This window comes from Anaerovirgula multivorans, from assembly GCF_900188145.1.
GTDB lineage: Bacteria > Bacillota > Clostridia > Peptostreptococcales > Natronincolaceae > Anaerovirgula > Anaerovirgula multivorans.
This window is the reverse complement of the sequence record NZ_FZOJ01000021.1, coordinates 61,173-84,670: the sequence shown is the minus strand read 5'-3', so window position 1 is coordinate 84,670 and position 23,498 is coordinate 61,173. Positions and strand designations below refer to the sequence as shown.

Sequence of the window (23,498 nt, the reverse complement as noted above, 5' to 3'; positions counted from 1 at the left end):
TCTTGGAAATTCAAGTGTTCTTATATTTTTATCTCATTGTGGAATTAGATATGCATGTTAGTACTCTCTCTTAAGTTGACAGCATTGGACGGCAGACTGCGCAATAACAGTCTGCTGTTCACTAGTTTCTTTTAATTAACTGTAATCAACCATTGGCTTTTTATCTCTATTAATCGCATTCCTTTCAAAAACCAAAAAAACATGGTCTTTTTAGCTCTTAATATCCCGATTAGTTCCTTGATATCCATAATATTTATAACTCTGATTAAGTTGTAGATAAAAAAGTGCATATGAGACTCTGCCTTAACATTTTTGTTACCTCGAGTAAGAAAATAGGAAAAGCCTAAATTTCGCTTTACTGTTGCAAAGGGGTGTTCTACAATTATTTGCCTTTACTTATATATTTCTTTATTTTGTTCTGTTCGTTTGTCCACCTCTTCATAGATATCTTGATAGGGGCCTCTTTTTATGAATCGACCAAACTTATTTTCCGTACAAGCATCTCGATATTCACATTTATTACATGCCTCAGGATTCTTATATACTTTCTCTTTAGTATCTGGTTTGCTTTTGTTGTATAACAATTGGTTTTTATCTTCGCCTTTTATATATCTGGACATGGAAACACCTCTTTTTATTTTAATTATATTATTAAAATGTTGATTTTTCAAAGATTATAGGTGTTTTTGTTGTGTGTTTTTATAGTTTATTTTTGCGCGGTCTGCCGTCCAATGCTGTCCCTTTGGCCTTCGGGATGTTTTCCCAAAAAGATCGCCACATCAGAATGGGTGTAAAAACAGCAGCACTATTCGGTTAGAGCAGTACTGCTGTTTTGTGTGACCAATCTTAATAATCAAAAAATCAAGCGAGATTCTGAGGAAAATAGGTTTTTCTTATTTCCTATGGGTGTTGTCTATCTGTGCCCCACATCACCGAGAGTATTCTGTTTGTCTTGATAAATAAGAGGTTTCAGCTTTTCCGCCGTAAGTAGTCCAGTGTCATCTTTTCTATTCGACCGGAATACGAGTACCGTTTATAATGACGGCAGTAACGGTTGCAACATCAAGAGGAGTTTCCGTGTTCCAATGCAAGTTAAAGGACTGTTTTTGAGAGTTATAGCTTCCGCCGCCACCTCCTAACGAAATAATGCCATCGACAGTCTCAACTGCCAGAGACATTTCGCTCGCCATGCACTCTTCTCCTTCGTAGGTACCGATGACTTGAAGCCCTAAAGGACTAAGGGTCAAATGTTCAAAGAGATGGCCTTCAACAGAGATATCGGTTGTCCAGATACGCATCTGTTGGCTGGTATCGCTTAGATTTGTGGTTACCTTCCAGTGACCTTCAACACCGGAATGAACTAAACCGGTAAAGCAAAGGGTGTAGTCACCCAATTCTTCAGTATTTACAGTAAAGACAGCTTCACTGTATTTGTAAACCGCGTCATCATAACTGTTTTCTTCGAGATTGAGCAGGTGATGATCCTCATCACTGAGGAAGTCCAATTTATAGTCGCATTCAATCAATTTGCCGTCCAAAGTCATAAGAAAGAGCGATGCATCACTACTTCCAAACTCTTTATTAAAAGCGTTACCTATCTGAACATGCAGCTTCCCGTCCAAGATACCGATATTCGAAATCCACTGGTCGTCTTCTCCATGGGGCATAGGGGCATAATGGCCTGGAGTAAGGATCGCTGTTAACTCGCTGAGGTCGTCCGGGACATTCGTACCGCCGAAAATATATTCTCGCTGTATGGGAGTAGTCTCCGCCTCCCCAAGGTTGGACAGCGACAGAGAAACCGGCTCATACTCATATTTTCTTTCATCGAAGTATATAAGGAAGCTGCTTAATTCCAGCGGATCGGACAGTGGAGAATTCGAATCGGTTGTAATATTGAACTCGTAATAAACAGTATTGGTTACCTCGTCAAAATAAAGTAGTTTTTGCCCCCACCCAAAACTGGAGGCTTCCACGGTTGACTGTCCGTCTGTCTTCTGCGTCCGCGGGTTCATCTTTACGCTGAACCCATCGCGGAAGTCTGTCTGCTTCGTCAATCGCTTTTGCCCGCTTATATCTTGGAGGGACAGGTAGACAATCGCCATATTGTCATATTTTTGGGCACCGATGACCTCCATGCGTATTTCCTGGTCTTCACAATAGACCTCAACCAACTCCACGATCTCACCAAAGGAAGGATTGACTTTCTTAATAAGCCAATCAAAGCTCCCCAGCGTTGCAGCCGCCGCAGTAATGACCAACAACGCAGACATCGTTATAATCATGGCTGCAGCCAGTGACCAGCGCGACTGCCATCGTGGCGTTGAGTAGGAAGTTTTTTTATTTAGCCGGCTTTTGACCTGCCCAGCAAGCCCGGCTGCGTCAACGGTTATTTGGGAAAGCGCTTCATGTATATTTTGCTCGTCTCGGTCAAATGTACTCATGTTTCTGCTCCTTTCCATAATGCCCGGCAGTCAGATAGCCCGCCAGCCTTTTTTTTGCCCGTTCGTATTGTTTGCGTAGGGCGACGGGTGAGCGCCCAAAGAGGAGAGAGAGGTCCTCATAACTCTGCTCTTCCATAATCCGTCCATAAAGCAACGCCCGCTCTTTTGGCTTGAGTCGCCGCAAGGCGCGGAGTGTCTCATCACTCAGACCTATATCTTCAGCAGGTGAAACCGCCTTATCCCAGATTTCGCTAAAATAAAGTACTCTGCGTTTTTTCAGTTGGTTTAGGCTTCGGTTATAAGTAATTTTATATAGCCAGGCCGACAAGTTCTCGCCGTCAAAAGCTGCGCGGTTTTGATAGGCTGAAAGAAAAACATCCTGCACCACATCTTCCGCCTCCTGATAGTCGCATAAAATTGCGGTGGCATAGCGGAGGAGTTTTTCGCCGTAGAGATTAATTATCTCTTCCAGTTCATCCTCTCCGCCGGTGGCGAACCTCCGTCCTAAATCTGTGTCACTCATGTGTTCCCTCCTTTGCTTGTTTATCAGCCGACTGTACCCTTATAACAATCCAAATAACCGTTTTGTGACATAAAATTTCAAACTAATAAATATTTTTCATGAGTTTTTATTTCATACCCCATTGTATCATATCCAAGACGTCTTTCTTTTTAATACTCCCTATTCAAGAACAAAGAAGCTCAATAGCCAAGGGGACGTGAGACTAATGCTGTCAACGTAAGAGAGAGTGCTAACATATATATTTAATTCCACAATGAGATAAAAGCGATAGAACAGAAAATTTTTAAACTGCTTCCAGAGTACAACATTTACCGTGAAGGAAAACATTTAGCTTGAGTGAAAAAAGAATTTGCATTTTTTAAACCTAGATTTGTTATAGAAAGCACAATAGGTAATTGTACTATGGAAGGAAATATCTTATCCCATAATTTTGAGATTCATAAAGGAAATAAAATGGTTGCCACAGTAAATAAAAAATGGTTTGCCTTTGCTGACACCTACGGTGCTGATATAGCAGACGATGAAGATCAGCCTTTTATATTGGCTTTAGTAAGCGTAATCGATCAGGTGCTGCATGACAACAATCATAATAACAGTTAAGGGATAAAATACGACTTGATTCACCGGGAGCCTTGGTAAGAGCAAAGAAAACAGGATTAATTCCCCTGTTTTCTAGCTACATCTTATATATTTAAGGTTACCCTTAGCCCAGAAAGTCATGCTTCAAAATATCCTCGAAAGTATTAATAGAAGATAATTTTTTAAAGTCCATTAAACCTAAGTCATCATAACTGATAATAAATAAATAGTTTTCAATTAAATAGTATTCATAGTCTTGATACATGGATAAGTCGATCTCTATGAAAGGATGTTTTTTTAACATTGTGTAATAAACATTAAAATCAACATGATATTTATTTCTATCTTCTACTTTTCTGGAAATTGATTCATAAAATAAACTCTTGTTATTAGGTAAATATTTTTGTTTGCATTCGTCTAATATATTCATATGATAAATAATCGGAGAAATATTTTTTGCAACTGTATCAATTAACAATATTTCTTCTTGCTGAAGATTATCTAAAGTCTTTAATATGACTAGATAAGCTAAAGGACCTACATTTTCTTCTATATCCAATTTATTTAGAGTAATTGGAGTAATAACAATTCCTGTTGAATCATTGAATAATTTACATAAATCTTCGTTTAAATAACTATGTAGGCTTTCAGTTGCAAAATTATAAATTGTATCTCCGTCAAAAGTATCCTCCCATTCCTCATTTATCTTGAAGGTCTCACCTACACCAATATCCTCAATACTCCACATGATTTTATATTGATTCTCTTCTTTAAATGCAATAAATGCCTTCTGAATATCAAAAGATATATTCAAAGTTTTAAGTGTCACGTCACATAATTCTTCAATTGAAATACATTCATTAATATTATTAATCAACATATTCAGTTTATATAAGGTGTTATATTTTGCCTCAGTGATTTCTTTTTGCTTCCTAACTTCCTCGAACATCATGGCATTCTTTAATGCAATATACGTAAATGATGCTAAAGATTCAATTAGTTCAAACATACTGTCATCATAATGGGGTTGATTAATTGGCTCGCTCAAGGTAACTAATCCAAGAAGTTTATCTCTTACAAGCAAGACAATATATCGCGCTCCTAATGGGTGAAATTCTTCCCAGTTAATAAATAACTTTTTTATCGTTTCAATATCTTTATTCAAGTCAAGAACAATTTTGTTACTGTCCAATTCTACAGAAAGATCCACTTCAATCTCTGTCAATTGAGTAGAAAAGTTTTCTACGTTTCTATAGGCAAGTATTTTTAACGTGCTAGATATATCATCCATCATACCAAAGGAGGTAATTCTACTACATGCAATTTCGCTAAACACGTCTACCGCCATACTCTTTAATCTATCTAACCCTAATTCTGATAATAAGGATTTAGCACTTTGATTGATAGCAAACAAATTAAACACTTTTTCATCTAATTGTTTGTTTTTCCCCTTTAAATCTAAAAAATTTCTACTGTTTTCAAGTGAATTGTTAAATAATCGCATCAATGCCATCGCCATAGTATAATCATCTTCATCAAAGCTCCCCATGACTTTTCCATCAGCAATAATAAATCCAAATAACAAATCATCAATAATTAAGGGGATTACAATATTCATATTTAAGTAATCAATGTCGCCTTCATCAAAGTAACTATCAAAATGATTCAGTAAAATACTGCCATGCAAAGTGGCTATTTTCTGAAGCTTCTTCGTATTTTTTATACTATAATCACTGAATGTGTACAACCTTTTATTTTTTAACTTAAATTCATTTCCTTGTATAACAAAAAGAGCAGATGCATTCAACGTTAAAATTTCATTTGCAAAATCAAAAGAATATTCACTTAATTGCTGCGGGCTAAACCTCTGTGTAAAAAAGTCTATTGCCTTTATTAATGCATCATATCTATACATTCTATTAGTAATATGTAAACCATTCAAAACGATGCCTCCTCTTCTATGAAAAATGTAGTTGGTTGTCTGTTGCAAAGTATGTTCCTCTTGTTACTTTATCAATTCTTTTTTTAATGTTTTTTATTTCTAAGAAAGTTTGAGGATAAGCTTGTTTGAATATATTCACTTCTCCTTCTCCTTTTGAATTCAAGAAATCCATTAATACTTTTCTTCTATTCTCTAGTTTAGATATTGCAACTAATAGCTCATCATTGATTTTTATATATACTTGATACTCTTGTCCTGTGACACTCTTATGATTTGTTTTTAGCTTTGCTTCATATACTTTCATTTGTCTTTTGTTTTTTTCCAATTCTATTAAACACTCCTTATAGTTTAATAGTAGATTATCTAATTCTTTTTTTAATGTCTGTCTATCAAATCCCTTTACATTAACAAATGTTCTTCTCTCCGAAATATTGCCAATCGTATAAACACTTATCTTTGCTTCTGCATTAAGGCTGCCTCCAATGATTTTCCCTTTTTCAGAGTTAACCATTATGCTTTTACCATGTAAATCGACGTCTATAGCATACAGACCAATATTAATATTTTCACCTGCAATAACGGTGCAATCCTTAACATATTTTACAAAAACATTTTTATCTGCTTTGATGATAGTCCTCCCCTTACCTGAAATACCACCCTTAATGTAAATGTCTCCTTCCCTTGATATAATCTCCTTCACTGCACCGCTACCCATCTCGCCAAGAATTGAAATATCCTTATCAGCCTTGACACTAAATCCATCACAAACAATTCCCTTAATCGTTACGTAGCCGTTAAAATTAATATTTCCTGTATCATAGTCAACATCCCCTTCAATAATGAGGTGATTTAATATTTTGATTTTCCCCTCCTGAAAAGTAACAGCCCCCTCCACTAGTGCTCTTAAAACAATTTTACCACCCTCTGTACTTTCAGCAATTGAATTATGATCATAGCGTAACAATTGATCCTTACCAGGCATAGGGGGCAGCAACTGATTTGTTACCGTCTTACCTGGTTCTCCTGCCGTAGCTGGAATCTTTTCGCCGACCCAGTCATTTACGCTGGCCTGTTGGATTAAATTTAACTCATAATGATCTACCTTGCCATCTTCTCTAATTAGAGGCTTTTTTTCTGATATATGAATATATTTTATTATGGCATCTTCTCCATTTGTGGGTAATACCCCTTCTGCCACAACAATCTCCTGATGAGGCTTTAGTTCTTCCTTTAAGACATTATATAAAATACCATAGGTTACATTATGCTCCTCTAAGGCGCGGATAACTTCTTTTTCTAAGTCATTTTTCATACTTTCAAATTCAGTTTCATTGACATTAATTTTTATTTTGGCTTTCATTTTATCATTAGATAAAATCACTTCAATTTTAGGTTTTAACACTCCGATATTTACAGGCTCGACTGTTCTCACCTGTAAAGCACCTTTTAGATTAAGGAAATTGGTAATTTGAACTCTTGGATATTTCTTTAGTACATCTTCATCGAAATCCTTTATATCATAGCCCGGTTGATGAACAGATATTAAAATTTTGCCAGCATCTTCTAAAAACAAACTGAATTTTTCATTTTCTAACAATAGATTAGTTTTTTCACTTTCAAAAGACATAAAACATTTTCCTCCCTTTATGATTTATAGTATTTATTCATACACTATCTACAAGTTATGTATTTTCTATATAGTCAAATAGCTATAGAATAAAAAATAAGTGACCGCCTTTTGAGGGCGTTATTATACCTGTTATGGATGTAGATGTGAATCAATAAAAAGTTCTATGTTCAAGCATAGGAGGTCACAAATATTAGTATTTAACATCAGCATAAAATGAGACTTAATTCAGAGGGAGTTTTTACTCCCACTGAATTGTAGCCGAATTTACTTCGAGGATGTAGTGCTTGATCTCCCGCTTTAAGTAGACAACCGAAAGTTTGGTTTCTAACTTTCGTGTTGGTCACTTAGTTTGTTTATCTATAAGCAGATAACCAAAATCTTTGATTTTGTGTTAGTCGCTTAGTTTGTTTATCTAGAAGAAGCGGGAGTCTTAGCAATACACTGAAGGATAAATTGTCAAAGTTATCCTTTGATCAAATCACAGGAACCTATACTTTTTAGCATATCTCCTGTAGTAAAATTATAGGTTTATTATACATTCGACATATTGTTGCAAAATCCTTCGCTTTTCTTCCTATTAAGGTAATATTAGGTAAATAGTTTCATTTTTCTTGACATGCTTCTGCCTATCTTTGTCATCTTTCATAAGAACCACCCACGCAAAAAGCATAGGACAAAATTTGCCCTATGCTTTTTGTAAGTTTTATAGTTTTATTTGTATTCACTGGTGACGGTTGGAAGTACTCCCGGTGTACACATATTTAAATAGCTTAATGTATGGGCTAGAGACTGAACATGACAATAAATATCTTCAATTATATAGTTTATGATCACTTTCTTTTTTTATCTCTTTATTGTTCTAACATATTTATATCTATCTTCGTCATTTTCAAAACCTTTAAGATATCTATTGGTTTATTCCTTTTAATTCAGCTCAGGTTTTTAGCTTTAAAAACATATGCTAACAAATGGCTCTAAAATATCTAGTTGTTTTCCTCTTTTTACATATAAAAGTCCTTTCTTCTGCATTCAAATTACGAACCGTCCCCATTGTTGTTCTGTTTTTAGCCTGCAAAAGATAACGCATTTTCATCATAGAGATTAAAACTTTTTATCACCATATTGATGCCATTATAAAATACATATACATCACCCGTATATTTATCAATCCAAAAATCAAATACCACTGGAATTACATAGTATCTATCGTTTTCAGAGCTAACTTTCAAATTAGATATTATATATCTGAGCGATTCTTTTTCATCATAATTTCCAGAGTCCTCAAGCTGAAAAAGTGGTATAAACTCTCCAAACTTCAAATTAAAAGCAATAATCAATTGCTCCTTTAATAGCTCAATTGCCTCAACTTCGGATAGCTCATTAACTCCATTTGTATACCTACTAATCATAACATGGGGCATCCTTTTTACTATGTGAGTCTTAGTATCATCCTTTCCATCAAAATATTCCACATGTACACCTAATATTTCTGTAATGGAACTTAGTGACAAATAAGTCCTAGCATTTATTACTGTGGGAGCTGTATCTAAAACTATTTCAGAATTGTTTATTTTGGCGGTGACTCTATCAACAAACAATTCTATTGTTTTTTCTCCGTCGTGAACCATTACTTTGTTTGTTTGAGCATCCCAAGATACGGTTGCGTCAAGATTTTCGCTTATTAACTTGATAGGAAGTAAACACTTGTTATCTTCAATAATTATGTTAGCATTTTTGATTATACTTCCGTTAATAAATAAACCAATATAGTCTTCATCAATTATTTCTTTCGATGAGTCATTATATATTATAAAATATTCAGTATCATCTCTGCCTTCATATGGGAAAATATTTGCATTACTGATATTTGTCTTAGGTATTATTTCGTCAGCTGACACTGTTATATTAAAAAGTAAGACAGAAAATAAAGTAACAGCTAAAATAAATATCTTTTTCATAAATACCACATCCCTTTCATAATAATATCAGCTTACCCTAACTAAAATATAGGCTAGTATTATTATAGTTCCAAAGTATGCTGCTATCTGACAAACAAATTTAGAGGCTATCTTAAAAGTCAAAACTACAGCAAAGAACTACTAGATATTAAAATCAATTAGTCTATGATTTCAATATCTAGTATATGTTCTGTTAGTTGAAGAACTTTTGAATATCCTTTTAAATTTTAAAATCGTTCATTGTAAGACAAATTCTCTTGCTACTGAATCATAACAAGGAATCTTTATTAATGAAAAGCTTATGATTAACATATTTGCTAAAATAAAGATTAATCTGGTAACTTAATAGATGGATCAGGTTTGTAGAAATAAGCTGATTCAGTAGTATAAACTTTTGTCGCTTGGCTTTCAGACGGATGTCTGGTCAGGGTCATATCCGTAAGAATATCTAAATCAATCAATATTTTGCCGTCTTCAAATCTTTCGTTTTCAATTACAAAAGAAAAATTATTAAAGTCATAAATACCCCCATATTTAAATAAAATTTGTCCCTTAATTTCTTCAAAAATATCCTCAATTTGTTTACTTGATAAGGTTGATACTGATGATGAAGTGGCAGCAGAAGTAAGAGCAAGAGAACTAAATATCATTAACAAACAAAGCACTAAAGATAAAAATCGTTTTCTCGTTTTCATATACAAAACTCCTTTCAATACTCAACTTACCAATAATCTGACAGTATCTTATAAAAAAACAGCAATCAAACAATCATGCGCATTCCCTATTTCTTTCTTCATAAGCTTTTTCTTTATTATCTTCTTGTCACAATCGTAAGGATTCTCCCTATAAAATTTAATTTTTGCTGTTTTAGACGGTGTCAAGAAGACGGAAATGGCAATATCTAAGTTTCCTCCCATATCTATTTCTTTGTGATAAAATATTAATGGTAATAATACTATAGTGACTGTTAGGGTGATTGCCTGTTTACGCTTTCCAAGAACTGTTGCTGATATCTTTTCAGTCACTTTTTTTGGTAAATCTCTAGAAACATTACTCATAAAATCTTACCTCCTTCCAATATAATAAATTTCATTAATACTCTTAGGCAGCAGTATTATTTTCTAATGGACTTTTATTTCATTCCTATATGCTGCAGCTTTATACTACTATCCTTTATACCTACAGAATTGCTTTTTTATCTCTTCATCTATACTAGTTCCACAAACTTCCCAAAATCACATAAATTTCTTAATTTTTTAAAAAAAAATCGTATTCTATGCACCTTGCAAGCATAAAATACGATTTTCATCTTTTTCTATTGCTATTTATTTTTAGCGATAGCACCACTAGATGTAATCAATTCTAAATCAGAACCATCTTTTGCCAGAATAGGCAGTCCTGCTTGAGTATTTCAAGGGGATATAGCTAAAAAGCATAGGACAAAATCTCCCCTATGCTTTTCAACCAATCCTATTCTTTTATTTAAACTAGCTTCCGCTTTACCATTTCCTCTACAATGAAGGAGGCTACGTCCTCTGCATAATTACCAGTGCTAAAGCCTGCATCATAGCCAAGTTCTTTAGCAAGTTCGTGAGAAAGTCTAGGGCCGCCGCAAACAACAACCATTTTGTCTCTAATTCCCTCTGCCTCAAGCAGCTCGATTAGCTGCGTTAAATTTGGTATATGAACATCTTTTTGTGTTACTATTTGAGATACAAGTATGGCATCTGCCTTTAACTCTATTGCCTTCGCCACCAATTCTTCATTAAGCACTTGGCTGCCAAGATTATAAGCTTCTACTCCATTATATCTTTCTAATCCATAATGACCATGAAATCCTTTCATATTCATGATGGCATCAATACCTACCGTATGGGCATCTGTTCCTGTACAGGCACCAATGATGACAATATCCCTGCCTATGTTGCTTTCAATATATTCCTCTACTTCTTCCTTCTCCATTGTATCTACTTCTACCTTTGATACTTGAATGTTAGAGTAATCCACCGTATGCTGACACTTTCCATATACAACGAAATAGGTATATCCTATCCCTAAATCCTTGGCCTCTACGATACTAGGTTCCTGCAACCCCATTTTTAACACCAATTTTCTTGCCGCCTCTTTAGCCTCTTCACCGTAGGGGACTGGCAGAGTAAAGCTCAATTGGGTCATTCCATCATTTAATGTATCTCCATAGGGTTTGATTTTTGTTAAATCTACCTTCTCCATAGCCATTATTGTCTCCCTCCTAACATCTTATCAATAAAGGGATTAAAATATCCTTCTGCCTTCCTCATGACCCCTTCTAATCCTTTCCCACCGGTTCTTAATCGTTTTACGCCACCAAATTTACCTCCCTCTATGGTGGTGAAAAGTCCTTCCTTTTCAATCTGCTCCAGCAAGGTGGTAGCATTATATAATACCTCTTGGGCTCTTTTTTGTATCATCCCATCCTGTTTGAACTCAATTTCTTCTCCTAAGTTTCTACAGTTGTTAAAGATATATTTAGCATTTTCTATAGCCAATGCTCGATCGTGAAGGTGGGGTGTATGGATAGCCTCTGTCAGCATACCTAGTAGCTGTATTCCTTGATTGGTCCATATGGATATCATGTTAAACATTGCATCTTGAATGTGTCCTTTGAAAATATTGCCCGTCTTAAATTTTGTAGGAGGCATATACTTTAGCGGTGCCTTCGGAAAAATTTCCCTAGCCATTTGAGCCTGTGCAAGCTCCCATAAGAATCCATTTTCTATATCAGGATTCATTTCAAAAGCATGGCCTAACCCCATCTGCTCTTCTGGAATTCCTGCTCTTAGGGCAAATTGCTCATTGATAAATTGAGATGCCAGCACTGTATGGGCTTCCTCTACAGCATCAGCGGTTGTTAAGTAATTGTCTTCTCCAGTGTTAATGATGATACCAGCATAACCATTAATAATCCTTGAAAAGTATTGATCAACCAAGGTTCTTTGCATGTTGATATCCCTAAACAAAATACCATATAAGGCATCGTTTAGCATCATGTCTAGTCTCTCCATTGCTCCCATAGCAGCAATTTCTGGCATGCACAAGCCTGAACAATAGTTGCAAAGACGAATATATCTTCCTTCCTCTTCTCCTACCTCATCTAACGCTTTTCTCATAATTCTAAAGTTTTCTTGCGTAGCATAGGTTCCACCAAATCCTTCTGTCGTAGCTCCATAAGGGACATAGTCTAATAAGCTTTGGGCTGTACTACGGATTACTGCAATAACATCTGCTCCTTGTCTTGCAGCAGCTTGGGCTTGAACAACATCCTCATAGATGTTTCCCGTTGCAACAATCACATAAAGATAAGGCTTTTTCCCTTCACCAATAGTGTCCAGATAGCTTGTTCTCTTTTCTCGATTGCTTTTTACTTTATTAATACTATGATCAGCTATATCATGAATAGCCTCTTGTATTTTCTGAGGATCTTGTGCAGGTATACGGGTTAAATCCATCTCTCCTCTGTCAACAGCTTCTGCAATCTTTTGAGGAGATTTTCCAGAATGAACAATAGCATTTCCTATCCAATAAGCAATACCACTGCCTAAGCTTCCACCTTCTTTAATATTATCTACTACTACATTTGGCAACGGCTTATCAATCTCATCCACCCCATCTATCCCCAAAAGTCGCGCTATGGTTCTTTCCACCGCTACTGTCGTATGTTCATCAATAAACTTTTGTACATCCTCTGCTATGTTGTCGGCAGCATTTCTTGCTCTTTCAATCATCTTTTCATCCAAATTTAATTTACTCACCATTATTGCCCCTCCCTTTCCTTTATAGATTTTTGTGCTTCCTCTATAATCTCTTCCTTTAATCCCATTAGTCTAGCAATCATAATAGCATCTTTAGGGGTGCTTTCACTCTGTCGATTTTCCTCTAGACGATAATCCATATGTTTTTCAAGAACACCTTTATAGCCCTTGGATTTTTGCAGTTCCTCCTTTAAGGCTTCCTTTGATGCATTTTTAAGTCCTACTACCTGTAAATGTTTAATTCCTTCTATGCTGCTAAGACCATCAAAATGGGTGGTAATCACTGAAATAGAAGGCTTTTTCTTTAAATATTGCAATACACCTCTAGAAATCCCATATCCCTCTAGTGGATTGGTGCCTCTAGCTAGCTCATCGATCAGTATCAATCCTTCATCCTCTGCCTTTTCCACAGCATGCTTCAAACCTTCAATCTCCCCACCGAAGGTGGAAAGCCCCTTTTCCTCCGATTGTTGATCACCTGAGGAATAATAGATAAAAGTTACGGGTCCAATCACTGCCTTCTTAGCAGGCACATAAAATCCAAGCTGTGCCATGGCGGTAATTAAAGCAATCATCTTTAAAGTGATGGTTTTGCCTCCCATGTTGGCACCAGTAATTAATGCAACTCCCTTTTGTAAAATGATGTCTATAGGAGTGTACTTTGCACCCTGTCCATTCAATTTTTCTTCTATAACAACATGCCTGCCTTCTTCTATATCTATAAAAGGATGCTCAACAATTGCAGGCTCTGTAGCTTTCATTTGCAGGGCCAATATGGCCTTACCCATAACAAAATCGATTTTCCCTATATTTTCGATGTTTATTAAAATATTATTGGCGTTGTTTCCTATTGTTCTCGATAGTATTTGACGAATTTTAAATTCTTCTTCCTCCTCAAGAAGCTTTAAATTATCTAATTCCTCTTGAAGCTTCTTTAGTTCCTTGGAGGGCTTAATTTTAAAAATAAATTGTTTATCATTTTCTGCCGTCTGGTAAACCTTAGTACAATTCAACAGCTTTTCCAGCTGTGTTTCATTTTCCTTTAAAACAATCATTTCTCCATTTATTTTAGGTTTAACGCCTGTCTCTTGGTATAGTTGTTCTTTAATCGTTTTGTTGTAATAAGCAACGGATTCTTCGATCGCTTTCTTTCTTTTTCGTAAAATAGTTAATTCTTCAGAATATACATCATATATATAAAAGGTTTCAACACCAGTATTTTCAGGGTCTAGTATTTTTACTACCTCCACCACACTCAGTAGGTGAAAATCTTCTATTTTTAGGGGATAACGCAGGAGAAACTTACGAAGCTTTTCCATAGCCATCATCTGTTTTTTAACTTCAAAGAGTTCTACCTCGTTCAATAATTCCCCACTTCTAGCTCTATAAAAAGATCCTCTAATATCCTTAAACTCACCTAGATGATTTTTTAATCCTCTTAATAGTTGATAATCCTTTTCTATCTCCTGCAAAAAAATCCCCAAATCCCTTAAGGTCTTACGTAAATCCTGAATTTTATCAGATAAATAAGGATTTATGTTTTCTTTTACCTCTTTACCATAGGGGGTTTGGGTAGGAAGTTTTTGTAAAATATATTTCAAGCCTATTTCTTTTCTATTTTCTTCAGTAATATAATTATTCATCAAGATCTTCCTCCTCCAGCATAACATCTATGACTGGCAGCGTCAGATTTTTCTTCATTCTTTTACAGAAATCCTTTGGATCAAATTGATAGCCTTGTGGAGCATAGGGGTTCAAAGTTGTGAGCAATGCATTAATCTTTTCAAGCACCTTTATTTTAAAACCTCTCTTCATAAAGAAGCGCCAATCCTTCGGTTCTATAAATATTTTTGTAGCATCCTTTAGAACAAATGTAACATTTTTATAAGCTTCGGTTACTGTCATAATATCTTCTAATGTCTTTGTTACTAAACTACCCTTTAAAACAACATAAACACTATCCTCTGTCAAAGCCCTCCCAATGTTCATACCGTTATTAATGGCAGTTTTTATGTCTAACACCTTGACGTTTCCCTTCTGATCGATGATACAATATCCCTTATCCTCCATTAAACTGGCTACCAAAGATTTCATATCTTCATCCTCTACAGCTGGTATATTAAACAAGTTAATTTGATGGGCTGTCTCCTCCACTACCCTATCAATATCTCGACTAATCACTGCTCCAGTAGCTAGTATCGTGGCTTCTGTTATAGATGGGGATGCTGTTGTTTTCCGATTAATGGCTCCGTCAATCAAAACAACCTCGGCTCCATAAAATCTCATTTTGATAGCTACTTCTCTAATTTCTGAATTGGTATCAGGGCCTGCAATCTCAATCAAGCCTCCACTTTTCACTCTACAAATAACCACCCGTCCCATCGCTGTGGCATAATCAGTGACCTCTAAAATCTCCAACCTTGCATCACTTCGTGACAGGCAATCCTCTGTAGTTGCAATAATGGTATTTTCCATGACATAAATCGTTGGTTTTTCTGTATTGGTTACAACATCCTGTTTTTCTCCATCTCTACCTATGGAGGTCAATCCAACGATGACGTTCTTTTCTGCGGCCTCCTCTAGCAATCGGTTGAGGGTAACAGTTTTGCCAGCGTTTTTTGCCATCCCCACTACAGATATGGTTTTATACTTATAACGAATTAAATCCATTAGTTGCATCCCTTCACCTCCCAACAAGCTTAAGGCCAAGGTTGAGGTTGGTTAAGGTTAAAAACCAAAACCTTCCTCTTCCAAAACCTTCCTTTAAAGTTTAGTAAAAATACTACTTACTTAATGCTCTATGCTTTTTTACTTCTTTCGTGTCTTTCTAGATGCTCTGGTTCTAGCGCTGTTCTATTTCCCTGTAGTAGACCTGCTACCCCATGTAGTTTATGGGACTTCTTATCGGTACAAACATCACAGCTGCAGCTTTCCTCATAGGGAGCTGGTTCTACGTAGGTAGTGATGACCCCTTCATAGTTTCTAAGAACTACTTTGTTATGGGATTGAGATAATACATAGTTTGGCATTACAGGAATTTTCCCACCTCCACCGGGGGCATCCACAACAAAGTTTGGTACAGCATATCCGGAGGTATGTCCTCTTAGTCCTTCAATGATTTCAATCCCCTTTGCTACACTTGTCCTGAAATGTTCGATTCCCATAGAAAGATCACATTGATAAATATAGTAGGGACGAACTCTATTTCTTACTAAACCATGTACTAAGTCCCTCATAATATGAATACAATCGTTAATACCTCTTAGTAGTACCGACTGATTTCCAAGTGGGATTCCGGCATCTGCCATAAGAGCAAGGGCTTTCTTCGCTTCTTCTGTTAGTTCCTTTGGATGGTTAAAGTGCGTATTTAGCCAAATTGGATGATACTTTTTTAGCATATTTACTAGGGCTGGTGTAATTCTTTGGGGCATAACTACTGGTGTTCTACTACCTAGACGGATCACTTCTACATGTTCAATCTCCCGTAATTTACTGATAATGTACTCCAGCCTCTCATCAGAAGCCAGCAAACAATCTCCTCCAGATAGCAATACATCCCTTACCTCTGGTGCATTTCTTATATATTCAATAGCCACATCTATTTTATCAACTGGCATTCCTGTATCATTTTGTCCCGCAAATCTTCTGCGGGTACAGTGCCTACAGTACATAGAACACATGTCAGTTATCAAAAGAAGTACACGATCAGGATATCTATGGGTTAAGCCCGGCACTGGTGAATCTTCATCCTCATGTAATGGATCCTCCATATCAGCACTGCCTTTTAAAAGTTCTACAGTTCTAGGTACTGCTTGTTTTCTAATAGGACAGTTAGGATCATTTTCATCCATTAAGGCTGCATAATACGGTGTAATTCCCATTCTTAGGGTCTCGAGACATTTTAATATGCCTTTTTCTTCTTCTTCCGTAACCTCAATCACTTGCTTCAAACCTTCTAAGGTAGTAATTCTATTTTTCACCTGCCACTGCCAATCATTCCACTCTTCCTCAGTAACATTTTCCCACAATGGTATATCCTTGTAGTGACGCATCGAATTCCTCCTTCTATTTTTTAAGCATATAACTCTTCGTATATTTTTCTTAAGGTTTCGCTTTCTCTCATAATTTGCAATGCAATTTCTGCATGGCCTTTTGTATAGCCATTTCCTATAATCATGGTGGTATCACGGCCTACTCCTTCCGCTCCTAAAGCTGCCTTTGTAAAACTGGTGGCCATGCTGAAGAAATAGATCAATCCATCATCCTTTGCCGCTAAGATACTTGCCATTTCTGTATTTGGTATGTTGACACAGTTGATAACAACATCTGCCATTTCGCCATTGGTTACTTCTCTAACCTTATTCATTATTTCAACTGCATTGGTGGCGTCTGCAGAAAAACATACATCTGCTAAATTAGCTTGATTCACTCTATCTACAGATTTCTGACTATGTCCTATGCAGATTACCTTTCCTGTAATCCCTGCTCGTTTCTTGGCTTCGTATAAGCATAGCAATCCAGATTTGCCGCCTCCACCAATCACCACTACCTTGTCTCCAGGTTTAACCAGCTTTGCAGTCTGTGCTGGTGCTCCCGCTACATCTAAAACTGATAATGCTAAATTTTCAGGAATATCCGTTGGCATAACAGCATAGATACCACTTTCAAACAAAATAGCCTTCCCTTCAATATCTACTTGATCAATATCCTTACGAACTTCTTTTATTTTGTCAATTCTTAACGGTGTTAAAGAAAGAGAAACAAGGGTAGCTAGTTTATCTCCTACCTTTAGATTGGTCTTTCCTTCTAAGGCTGGCCCGATTTTTTCAACAGTACCAATCAGCATTCCACCAGAACCAGTAACAGGATTTTGGTGTTTTCCTCTGGTGGCTACAATATTTGTCATAATTTCCTTAATCTTTTCTACATCTCCTTGTGCCTCTTCCTTTATTTGAGTGAAGCTAGCGGAGTCAATATTTAATGTCTTTACATTGATTAATATCTCATTGTCATAAATCTCCATGTCATTTTCAATCTTTGTTGCAGGCTGTGGCAAAACACCTTTTGGTTCAATTACTCTGTGGGTACCGAATGGGCATCCTTTTTTCATCTTTATTTCCCCCTTAGTTTCATCGTTTTTGCATACTTCCTTATTACAGGTTGTTATATTCATCTTGAATTAAGTAACCCTTACTTTTCTAATAGAAGTCCTTCTATCACATATGTCATTACATTTAAAACTGCAATATTCATGCCAAAAATTTTAACACTCATAAAAATACTATAAGGGGGATTTTTCAATAAAAAAAAGGATTAAAGAATAAAAGAGATAGGTTAATAAATGAAATAATTGCCGAATTTTCGGCAATTATTATGAATCACTGTAGCAGAAGGTCTCTCAATAGGTATAAAGACAAAGCGCTACATAAAATTTCAAAAGAATTGTGGTTTAAGATTCCTTTATCTTGTATTTGCGCATCTTATACTGAAGGGTCTGTCTAGGCATTTCTAACAGCTTAGCTGCAGTAGTAATATTACCCTTTGCCTGCATCAGTACTTCTGCGATGACTTGTTTTTCTGTCTCTTGCAGCTTGGTTTTTAGGGAAATCTTCACTTCATTCATACTTTTTGAATTAAAGGATGGTGAACTATAGCTTTTAAAATAATAGGGTAGTTCTTCTTCAGTAATTAACCGACCTTCAAGTATGTTCATGATGCCTTCAATGATATTTTCCAATTCTCTAACATTTCCAGGCCAGTGATATCTTTGAAATATCTCCATTACCCTCGAAGAAACCCCTAATATTTGTTTGTTAAGCTTTTTATTAAACTTTATAATAAAAAAGTTTACCAGTAGCTCTATATCTTCTTTTCTTTCCTTTAAATCTGGAACTCTTAAGGATACAACATTCAAACGATAAAACAAATCACTCCTTAAGTACTTTTTCTCTACTGTTTCCAAGGGATCCATGTTCATGGCAGCAATGATCCGAACATCTACTGGTCTTGTTCGAATATCTCCAACTCTTCGAATACTACCCTCTTCTAGAACCCTAAGCAGCTTTGATTGAAGCTCTATTGGCATAGAATTGATTTCATCTAAAAAAAGTGTTCCTCCACTAGCTAATTCAAACAGTCCCGGACGATCATCTGCACCAGTAAAGCTTCCTTTTGATGTTCCAAACAATATCCCCTCTAGTAGGGAGGCTGGAATAGCTGCGCAGTTCTGTGCAATAAAAGGCTTACTGCTTCTTTCACTGGCGTTATGAATAGATTGAACAATCAACTCTTTTCCTGTACCAGTACTGCCATATACCATAATAGATGATAGGTTTTGTGCAGCTCTAAGGGCTTTTTCCTTTAGCTTCTTAATCTCTTTACTTTCCCCTATAACATCATCAAAGGTATATTTAGCTGTCCCTCTTTTTTCCCTTTTTTTCACCGCATCTTCGTTATATAGCTGTTTTTGCAGCTCCACAACTTTTTCTGATAGTAGCTTTACTTGGGTGATATCCCTGGAAATTTCCAACGCCCCTAATATTTCCCCCTCCTCTATGATAGGTATAGAAGAATTAATGGTGGTGATTTTATAGCCCTTATAATTTAAAAAAGTCTGCTGAAAATTGTAGATGGGCTCTCCTGTTCTAATCACCCTTAACAGCGTACTAGTTTCTTCAGTTAGGGAGGGGTAAATATCTAATACATATTTACCTATTGTTTCATCTCTATTGAGGTTATCTAAATTAGCTGCCGAAAGATTGCAATAGAGAATCTTTCCTTTTTTATTCACAATCTGAATACCTTCTCCAATATAGTCCAATACCTGTTCCATATTCTTTTTTGAAAGAATTCTTTTCAATTTATCACCGCCAACTTTTAGGCCATTTATGCCGAATTTTCAGCACCCACATTTCTATTATAACGCACAAATTAGAAACTTACAAATTTTCAATCAAAATTTCCTGCGTTTTTCCACACGGCTTATAAAATTCGGCTATAATTCAGAGGACTTTTTATTTCCTCATGAATTATAGCCGAATTTATTTGGAGGATGTAGTGTTTAATATCCCGCTTATAGAAGTGGGCGTCTTAACAATACACCGAAGGATAACGACTTAGGTTGTGGGAGTAGTTTTCGGTGGTCTAGGTCCATAGTATTGATAGTAATTACACTGTATACGGCCATTATATAATTTTCTTTTTTTATCTGCCTTTTTCCCAAACAAATCTTCAAAGTCAGGATGAGAGGTTATGATATAGTAGGACCAGGTATCCAATTGACTAAACACTTTACCCATAGTTTTATATAGTTTTTCTACTTCTTTTCTTTCCCCCAGTCTTTCTCCGTAAGGAGGATTGCAAACAATACAACCATATTGAAATCTTGATGCCAAGTCTTTAACATCTAACTTTTGAATATGCACATCCTCTTCTAAGAAAGCTTCTTTTATGTGATATCTTGCTAAACTTAATACTTCTCCATCCACATCTGATCCATAAATTCTCACTGGCCGATTATAATCCGCCAAATCATGGGTTTCTTTTCTAGCTTCTCTCCATAACTCTTTTGAGACAGCATCCCATTCTTCCGATGAAAAGCTTCTATTCATGCCAGGGGCTATATTTTTCCCTATTAAGGCAGCTTCTATCGGTATGGTACCAGAACCACAGAAGGGATCAATTAACACCCTATCGGGATTCCAAAAACTTAATTGGATTAGTGCCGCTGCTAAAGTTTCCTTTAGTGGTGCTTTGTTAGACAGAGTTCTGTAGCCTCTTTTATGTAATCCTGCACCACTGGTATCGATAGTTAATGTAGCAACATCCTTCAGTAAAGCTACCTCAATGGTATATTGTCCCCTCTCTTCCTTAAACCAACTGGTATGGTATTTCTTCTTTAGGCTTTCCACTACAGCTTTCTTTACAATAGCCTGACAATCAGGGACACTAGCTAGCTGGGAGCTGATGGACTTCCCTTCTACAGGAAATATTCCATCCTCTGGTATCCATTCACTCCAAGGGAGAGCCTTTGTCTTTTCAAACAATTCATCGAAGGTAGTAACCTTAAACTCTCCTATCTTCAAAAGAACTCGGTCAGCGGTTCGCAACCATAAATTTGATCTGCATATAGCCATTTCATCAGCAGTGAAAGTAACCCTTCCATTCTCTACCTTTACATCCTCATACCCTAATTTTTTAACTTCTCTTGCTACAACCGCCTCTAAACCGAAGGCAGCAGTGGCAATTAATTCAATTTTTCTCACTCTATCTCCCCTATTCTATAGATCTTATCTTTTGTGTTTTGAATGTTTCTTTTCTACTTCTTTTACTATGATTTTCCACATAATACTGCCCCATACACTTCCTGCTGCTGCAAATAGACCAAGAGTAATTAAGTTGTTTTTAGAAAAAAGATTCTCAGTAATTACTCTGAAGTTAAACTCATACTGAAAGAAGCTAGTTAAAAATATAAAAATAATACCGGTGGACAAACCCCAGCTTAATACACCATGGACCAATATATAGTTTACTTTACCCTTATTATACAATTCCCTTAAATTTTTATTCTTATCCTTTATAACACTGCTGTTTTGCCTATCTGCCTTCTGCTGTTTTGTGTTTTTCAAAGCAATCACCTCTCTTTTGTGTTTGTGATTATATTTTATCATATTTCAGCTCAGGGCAACCCTCTAATTAAGAATAACAAACAAAAAACAATAGAGTTATTATTTACTCTACTGTTTTCTATCCTATACCTATTGAATACATACATATCCTCATAAAATTCTATCAATTTCCTTAATATACTATATTAATATAGTAATTTTCTCCATTATACACAAAAATCTTTTAAAAATTGTTATAGTTAAGTTAATTATTTTTGTTAATTTATTACTTATAAGGTAGGTCTTTTATTTTCTACCCATAATACTAATAAATAGAAAATTTTGTTGAAAAATAGGTTAAATTGTTTTAATATTAAGATAACATTTAACCTTGTCTTTTTCTTCATATTTATATGCATTCAGAAGCCAATATAAGTCTTAAGGATTTTCCAGTTAACAATACGAATAAAGGTGGTATGCCTGTGAGTACAAATGAATCATTGCCAATCGATGAAGTTCACATTAGTGATGTGAAAGAAAATATGATTGTAGGTCGAGAAATAACAAATGATAGGGGTGTTGTTCTAGTTCCTAAAGAATTTGTAATAAGGAATCCAGAACGTTTTCAAAGTATGCTTGCACAATATAATGTTTTCGATGTAGTCATTGAGATACCTAAAGAAGAAAAAGTCCCTGAAATCGTTGTGGTGGAACCTTCGGTTAATTCATTAAAAGTAAAGAAATTCGTCGAAAAATTTGATAAAAAAAGAGAAGGTTTAAAAAATGAGTTCGAAAAAATTATTAAAGGTGAAGGTATTCAAGAAAAGGATTTAGTCAATAAAATAGAAGAAACCCTTGAGGTTTTTAAAGAAGATATGAACATCTTTCAATTAACGCAAAAAATTAAAGATTTGGATGATATTACTTATGCTCACGCCCACAATGTTGCCTTAATCAGCTATTCTATTGGTAAATGGTTAGATCTGAAGCAACAGGATTTAAATGATTTATCTTTAGCCGCTTTACTGATTGATATAGGTAAAATCCAAATTCCTCAAACTCTATTAAATAAAAAAGAACAGCTAACTAATGACGAATGGTTGGAATTACAAAAACACGTCATCCTTAGCTATGATTTAATAAAAAACTATACTTTTATATCTTTTGAAATAAAGCAAGCTGTTTTACTGCACCATGAAAAAATTGATGGCAGCGGGTATCCTATGGGAATAAAGGGAGATAAAATCCCCCTTTTTGCCCGAATTATTGCTATTGCCGATATATATAGTGCTCTTACTGCCAAACGCCCCTATAGGGATAAAAAGACTCCTTTTGAAGCAATTAAAATTATGGAAACCCAGTTCATGGGGAAACTGGATACCAATATTCTTTATCTATTCTTAAATCGTATTGGAGATTATTTTGTTGGCCAAAAAGTAAAATTAAGTAACGGCCAGATAGGAGAGATTTTGTTCATACCTAAACGGAATATCTACAGACCCATCATTAAGCTAGAGAATGTTGATCCATTAATGGATTTAACCGCTGATGCAAACAAAGCAATAGAAATAGAAGAGTTTATCTAATGAAAAAACTATGCAATTATTTCAATGAGAATGTGGAATAATGCATAGCTTTATAGATGCTGTCTTTGTATATTTCAATTTTAATATCCAAGGACCTATGGCTTCATATGAACTATTTATTTTTTATTTTGAATAAATTACTTGTGGATATATTTGTCCTTATTATGTGTATAATGTGGATAATCCTGTTGATAATGTGATTTTAAAAGGGACAAGCCGATCAATAATTTTGTGTATAAAAAGTGCCTTATCCACAATAAATTGAGACTTAATCCAAAGGACACTCTATAATTTGGGTTAGTCGCTTAATTTGTTTATCTGAAGCGGGAGTCTTAGCAATACACCGAAGGATAAATTTTTTCTAAAAAAATAATTTTTTCATTTTTAGGCTTTTCCAACAGTTGACAGTTATTGCCAAGTATCTTATAATTGATGAGAC

At 35.5% G+C, this 23,498-nt stretch carries 18 protein-coding genes and 1 pseudogene; 2 read left to right on the top strand and 17 right to left on the bottom strand.

Translation table 11 applies throughout. The features are described from left to right. Window positions 1-131: 131 nt before the first annotated feature. From CHB72_RS27445 to CHB72_RS17655, 3 genes and pseudogenes are all read right to left on the bottom strand, one after another. Window positions 132-620, bottom strand: a pseudogene (locus CHB72_RS27445) (transposase). A gap of 387 nt (window positions 621-1,007) precedes the next feature. Then, window positions 1,008-2,444, bottom strand: a complete 1,437-nt coding sequence (locus CHB72_RS17660) for a hypothetical protein (protein WP_089284198.1) — start codon at window positions 2,442-2,444, stop codon at window positions 1,008-1,010. Further along, window positions 2,431-2,967, bottom strand: a complete 537-nt coding sequence (locus tag CHB72_RS17655; RefSeq protein WP_089284197.1) for an RNA polymerase sigma factor — start codon at window positions 2,965-2,967, stop codon at window positions 2,431-2,433. The genes CHB72_RS17660 and CHB72_RS17655 overlap by 14 nt, the downstream gene beginning before the upstream one ends. Window positions 2,968-3,303: 336 nt before the next feature. On the opposite strand from CHB72_RS17655, the gene CHB72_RS17650 reads away from it, so the two are divergent. Then, entirely contained in the window at window positions 3,304-3,567 is a 264-nt protein-coding gene (locus CHB72_RS17650) for an LURP-one-related/scramblase family protein (RefSeq protein ID WP_089284196.1), read from the top strand. 103 nt (window positions 3,568-3,670) lie between these two features. On the opposite strand, the gene CHB72_RS17645 is transcribed toward CHB72_RS17650, so the two are convergent. From CHB72_RS17645 to CHB72_RS17580, 14 genes are all read right to left on the bottom strand, one after another. Further along, a complete protein-coding gene (locus CHB72_RS17645; RefSeq protein WP_089284195.1) occupies window positions 3,671-5,488 on the bottom strand; it encodes a GAF domain-containing protein in 1,818 nt (605 codons plus the stop codon). 16 nt (window positions 5,489-5,504) lie between these two features. Further along, entirely contained in the window at window positions 5,505-7,115 is a 1,611-nt protein-coding gene (locus CHB72_RS17640) for a DUF342 domain-containing protein (RefSeq protein WP_089284194.1), read from the bottom strand. Between the two features lie 1,067 nt (window positions 7,116-8,182). After that, window positions 8,183-9,076 (bottom strand): stalk domain-containing protein, encoded by an 894-nt coding sequence (locus CHB72_RS17635; protein ID WP_089284193.1) that lies wholly within the window; start codon window positions 9,074-9,076, stop codon window positions 8,183-8,185. 329 nt (window positions 9,077-9,405) lie between these two features. Further along, a complete protein-coding gene (locus CHB72_RS17630; protein WP_089284192.1) occupies window positions 9,406-9,771 on the bottom strand; it encodes a hypothetical protein in 366 nt (121 codons plus the stop codon). A 48-nt stretch (window positions 9,772-9,819) separates the two neighbouring features. Then, the gene (locus CHB72_RS17625) at window positions 9,820-10,134 is read right to left on the bottom strand and encodes a hypothetical protein (protein WP_089284191.1); all 315 of its coding nucleotides are present in this window, start codon (window positions 10,132-10,134) and stop codon (window positions 9,820-9,822) included. Window positions 10,135-10,558: 424 nt separating this feature from the next. Then, window positions 10,559-11,314: a lysine 5,6-aminomutase subunit beta gene (gene kamE / locus CHB72_RS17620; RefSeq protein ID WP_089284190.1), complete on the bottom strand. Its 756-nt coding sequence runs from the start codon at window positions 11,312-11,314 to the stop codon at window positions 10,559-10,561. Continuing rightward, a complete protein-coding gene (kamD, locus tag CHB72_RS17615; protein ID WP_089284189.1) occupies window positions 11,314-12,870 on the bottom strand; it encodes a lysine 5,6-aminomutase subunit alpha in 1,557 nt (518 codons plus the stop codon). The genes kamE and kamD overlap by 1 nt, the downstream gene beginning before the upstream one ends. Further along, a complete protein-coding gene (kamC, locus tag CHB72_RS17610) occupies window positions 12,870-14,510 on the bottom strand; it encodes a lysine 5,6-aminomutase reactivase ATPase KamC (protein WP_176431447.1) in 1,641 nt (546 codons plus the stop codon). The genes kamD and kamC overlap by 1 nt, the downstream gene beginning before the upstream one ends. After that, window positions 14,503-15,546, bottom strand: coding sequence for a lysine 5,6-aminomutase reactivase subunit KamB (gene kamB, locus CHB72_RS17605; RefSeq protein WP_089284187.1), 1,044 nt, complete (start codon window positions 15,544-15,546; stop codon window positions 14,503-14,505). Before kamB ends, kamC begins: the two co-directional genes overlap by 8 nt. A gap of 119 nt (window positions 15,547-15,665) precedes the next feature. Then, window positions 15,666-16,919, bottom strand: coding sequence for a lysine 2,3-aminomutase (gene kamA / locus CHB72_RS17600; protein WP_089284186.1), 1,254 nt, complete (start codon window positions 16,917-16,919; stop codon window positions 15,666-15,668). 20 nt (window positions 16,920-16,939) lie between these two features. Then, on the bottom strand, window positions 16,940-17,977 hold the full coding sequence (kdd, locus tag CHB72_RS17595; RefSeq protein WP_089284185.1) for an L-erythro-3,5-diaminohexanoate dehydrogenase: 1,038 nt from the start codon (window positions 17,975-17,977) through the stop codon (window positions 16,940-16,942). Window positions 17,978-18,316: 339 nt separating this feature from the next. Then, entirely contained in the window at window positions 18,317-19,726 is a 1,410-nt protein-coding gene (locus CHB72_RS17590; RefSeq protein ID WP_207652596.1) for a sigma-54 interaction domain-containing protein, read from the bottom strand. A gap of 256 nt (window positions 19,727-19,982) precedes the next feature. Next, window positions 19,983-21,131, bottom strand: coding sequence for a THUMP domain-containing class I SAM-dependent RNA methyltransferase (locus CHB72_RS17585; protein WP_089284184.1), 1,149 nt, complete (start codon window positions 21,129-21,131; stop codon window positions 19,983-19,985). A gap of 24 nt (window positions 21,132-21,155) precedes the next feature. After that, window positions 21,156-21,494, bottom strand: coding sequence for a hypothetical protein (locus CHB72_RS17580; protein WP_141131480.1), 339 nt, complete (start codon window positions 21,492-21,494; stop codon window positions 21,156-21,158). 461 nt (window positions 21,495-21,955) lie between these two features. Between CHB72_RS17580 and CHB72_RS17575 the strand changes: the two genes are divergently transcribed. Next, window positions 21,956-23,059, top strand: coding sequence for an HD-GYP domain-containing protein (locus tag CHB72_RS17575; RefSeq protein ID WP_176431446.1), 1,104 nt, complete (start codon window positions 21,956-21,958; stop codon window positions 23,057-23,059). Window positions 23,060-23,498: the final 439 nt, after the last annotated feature.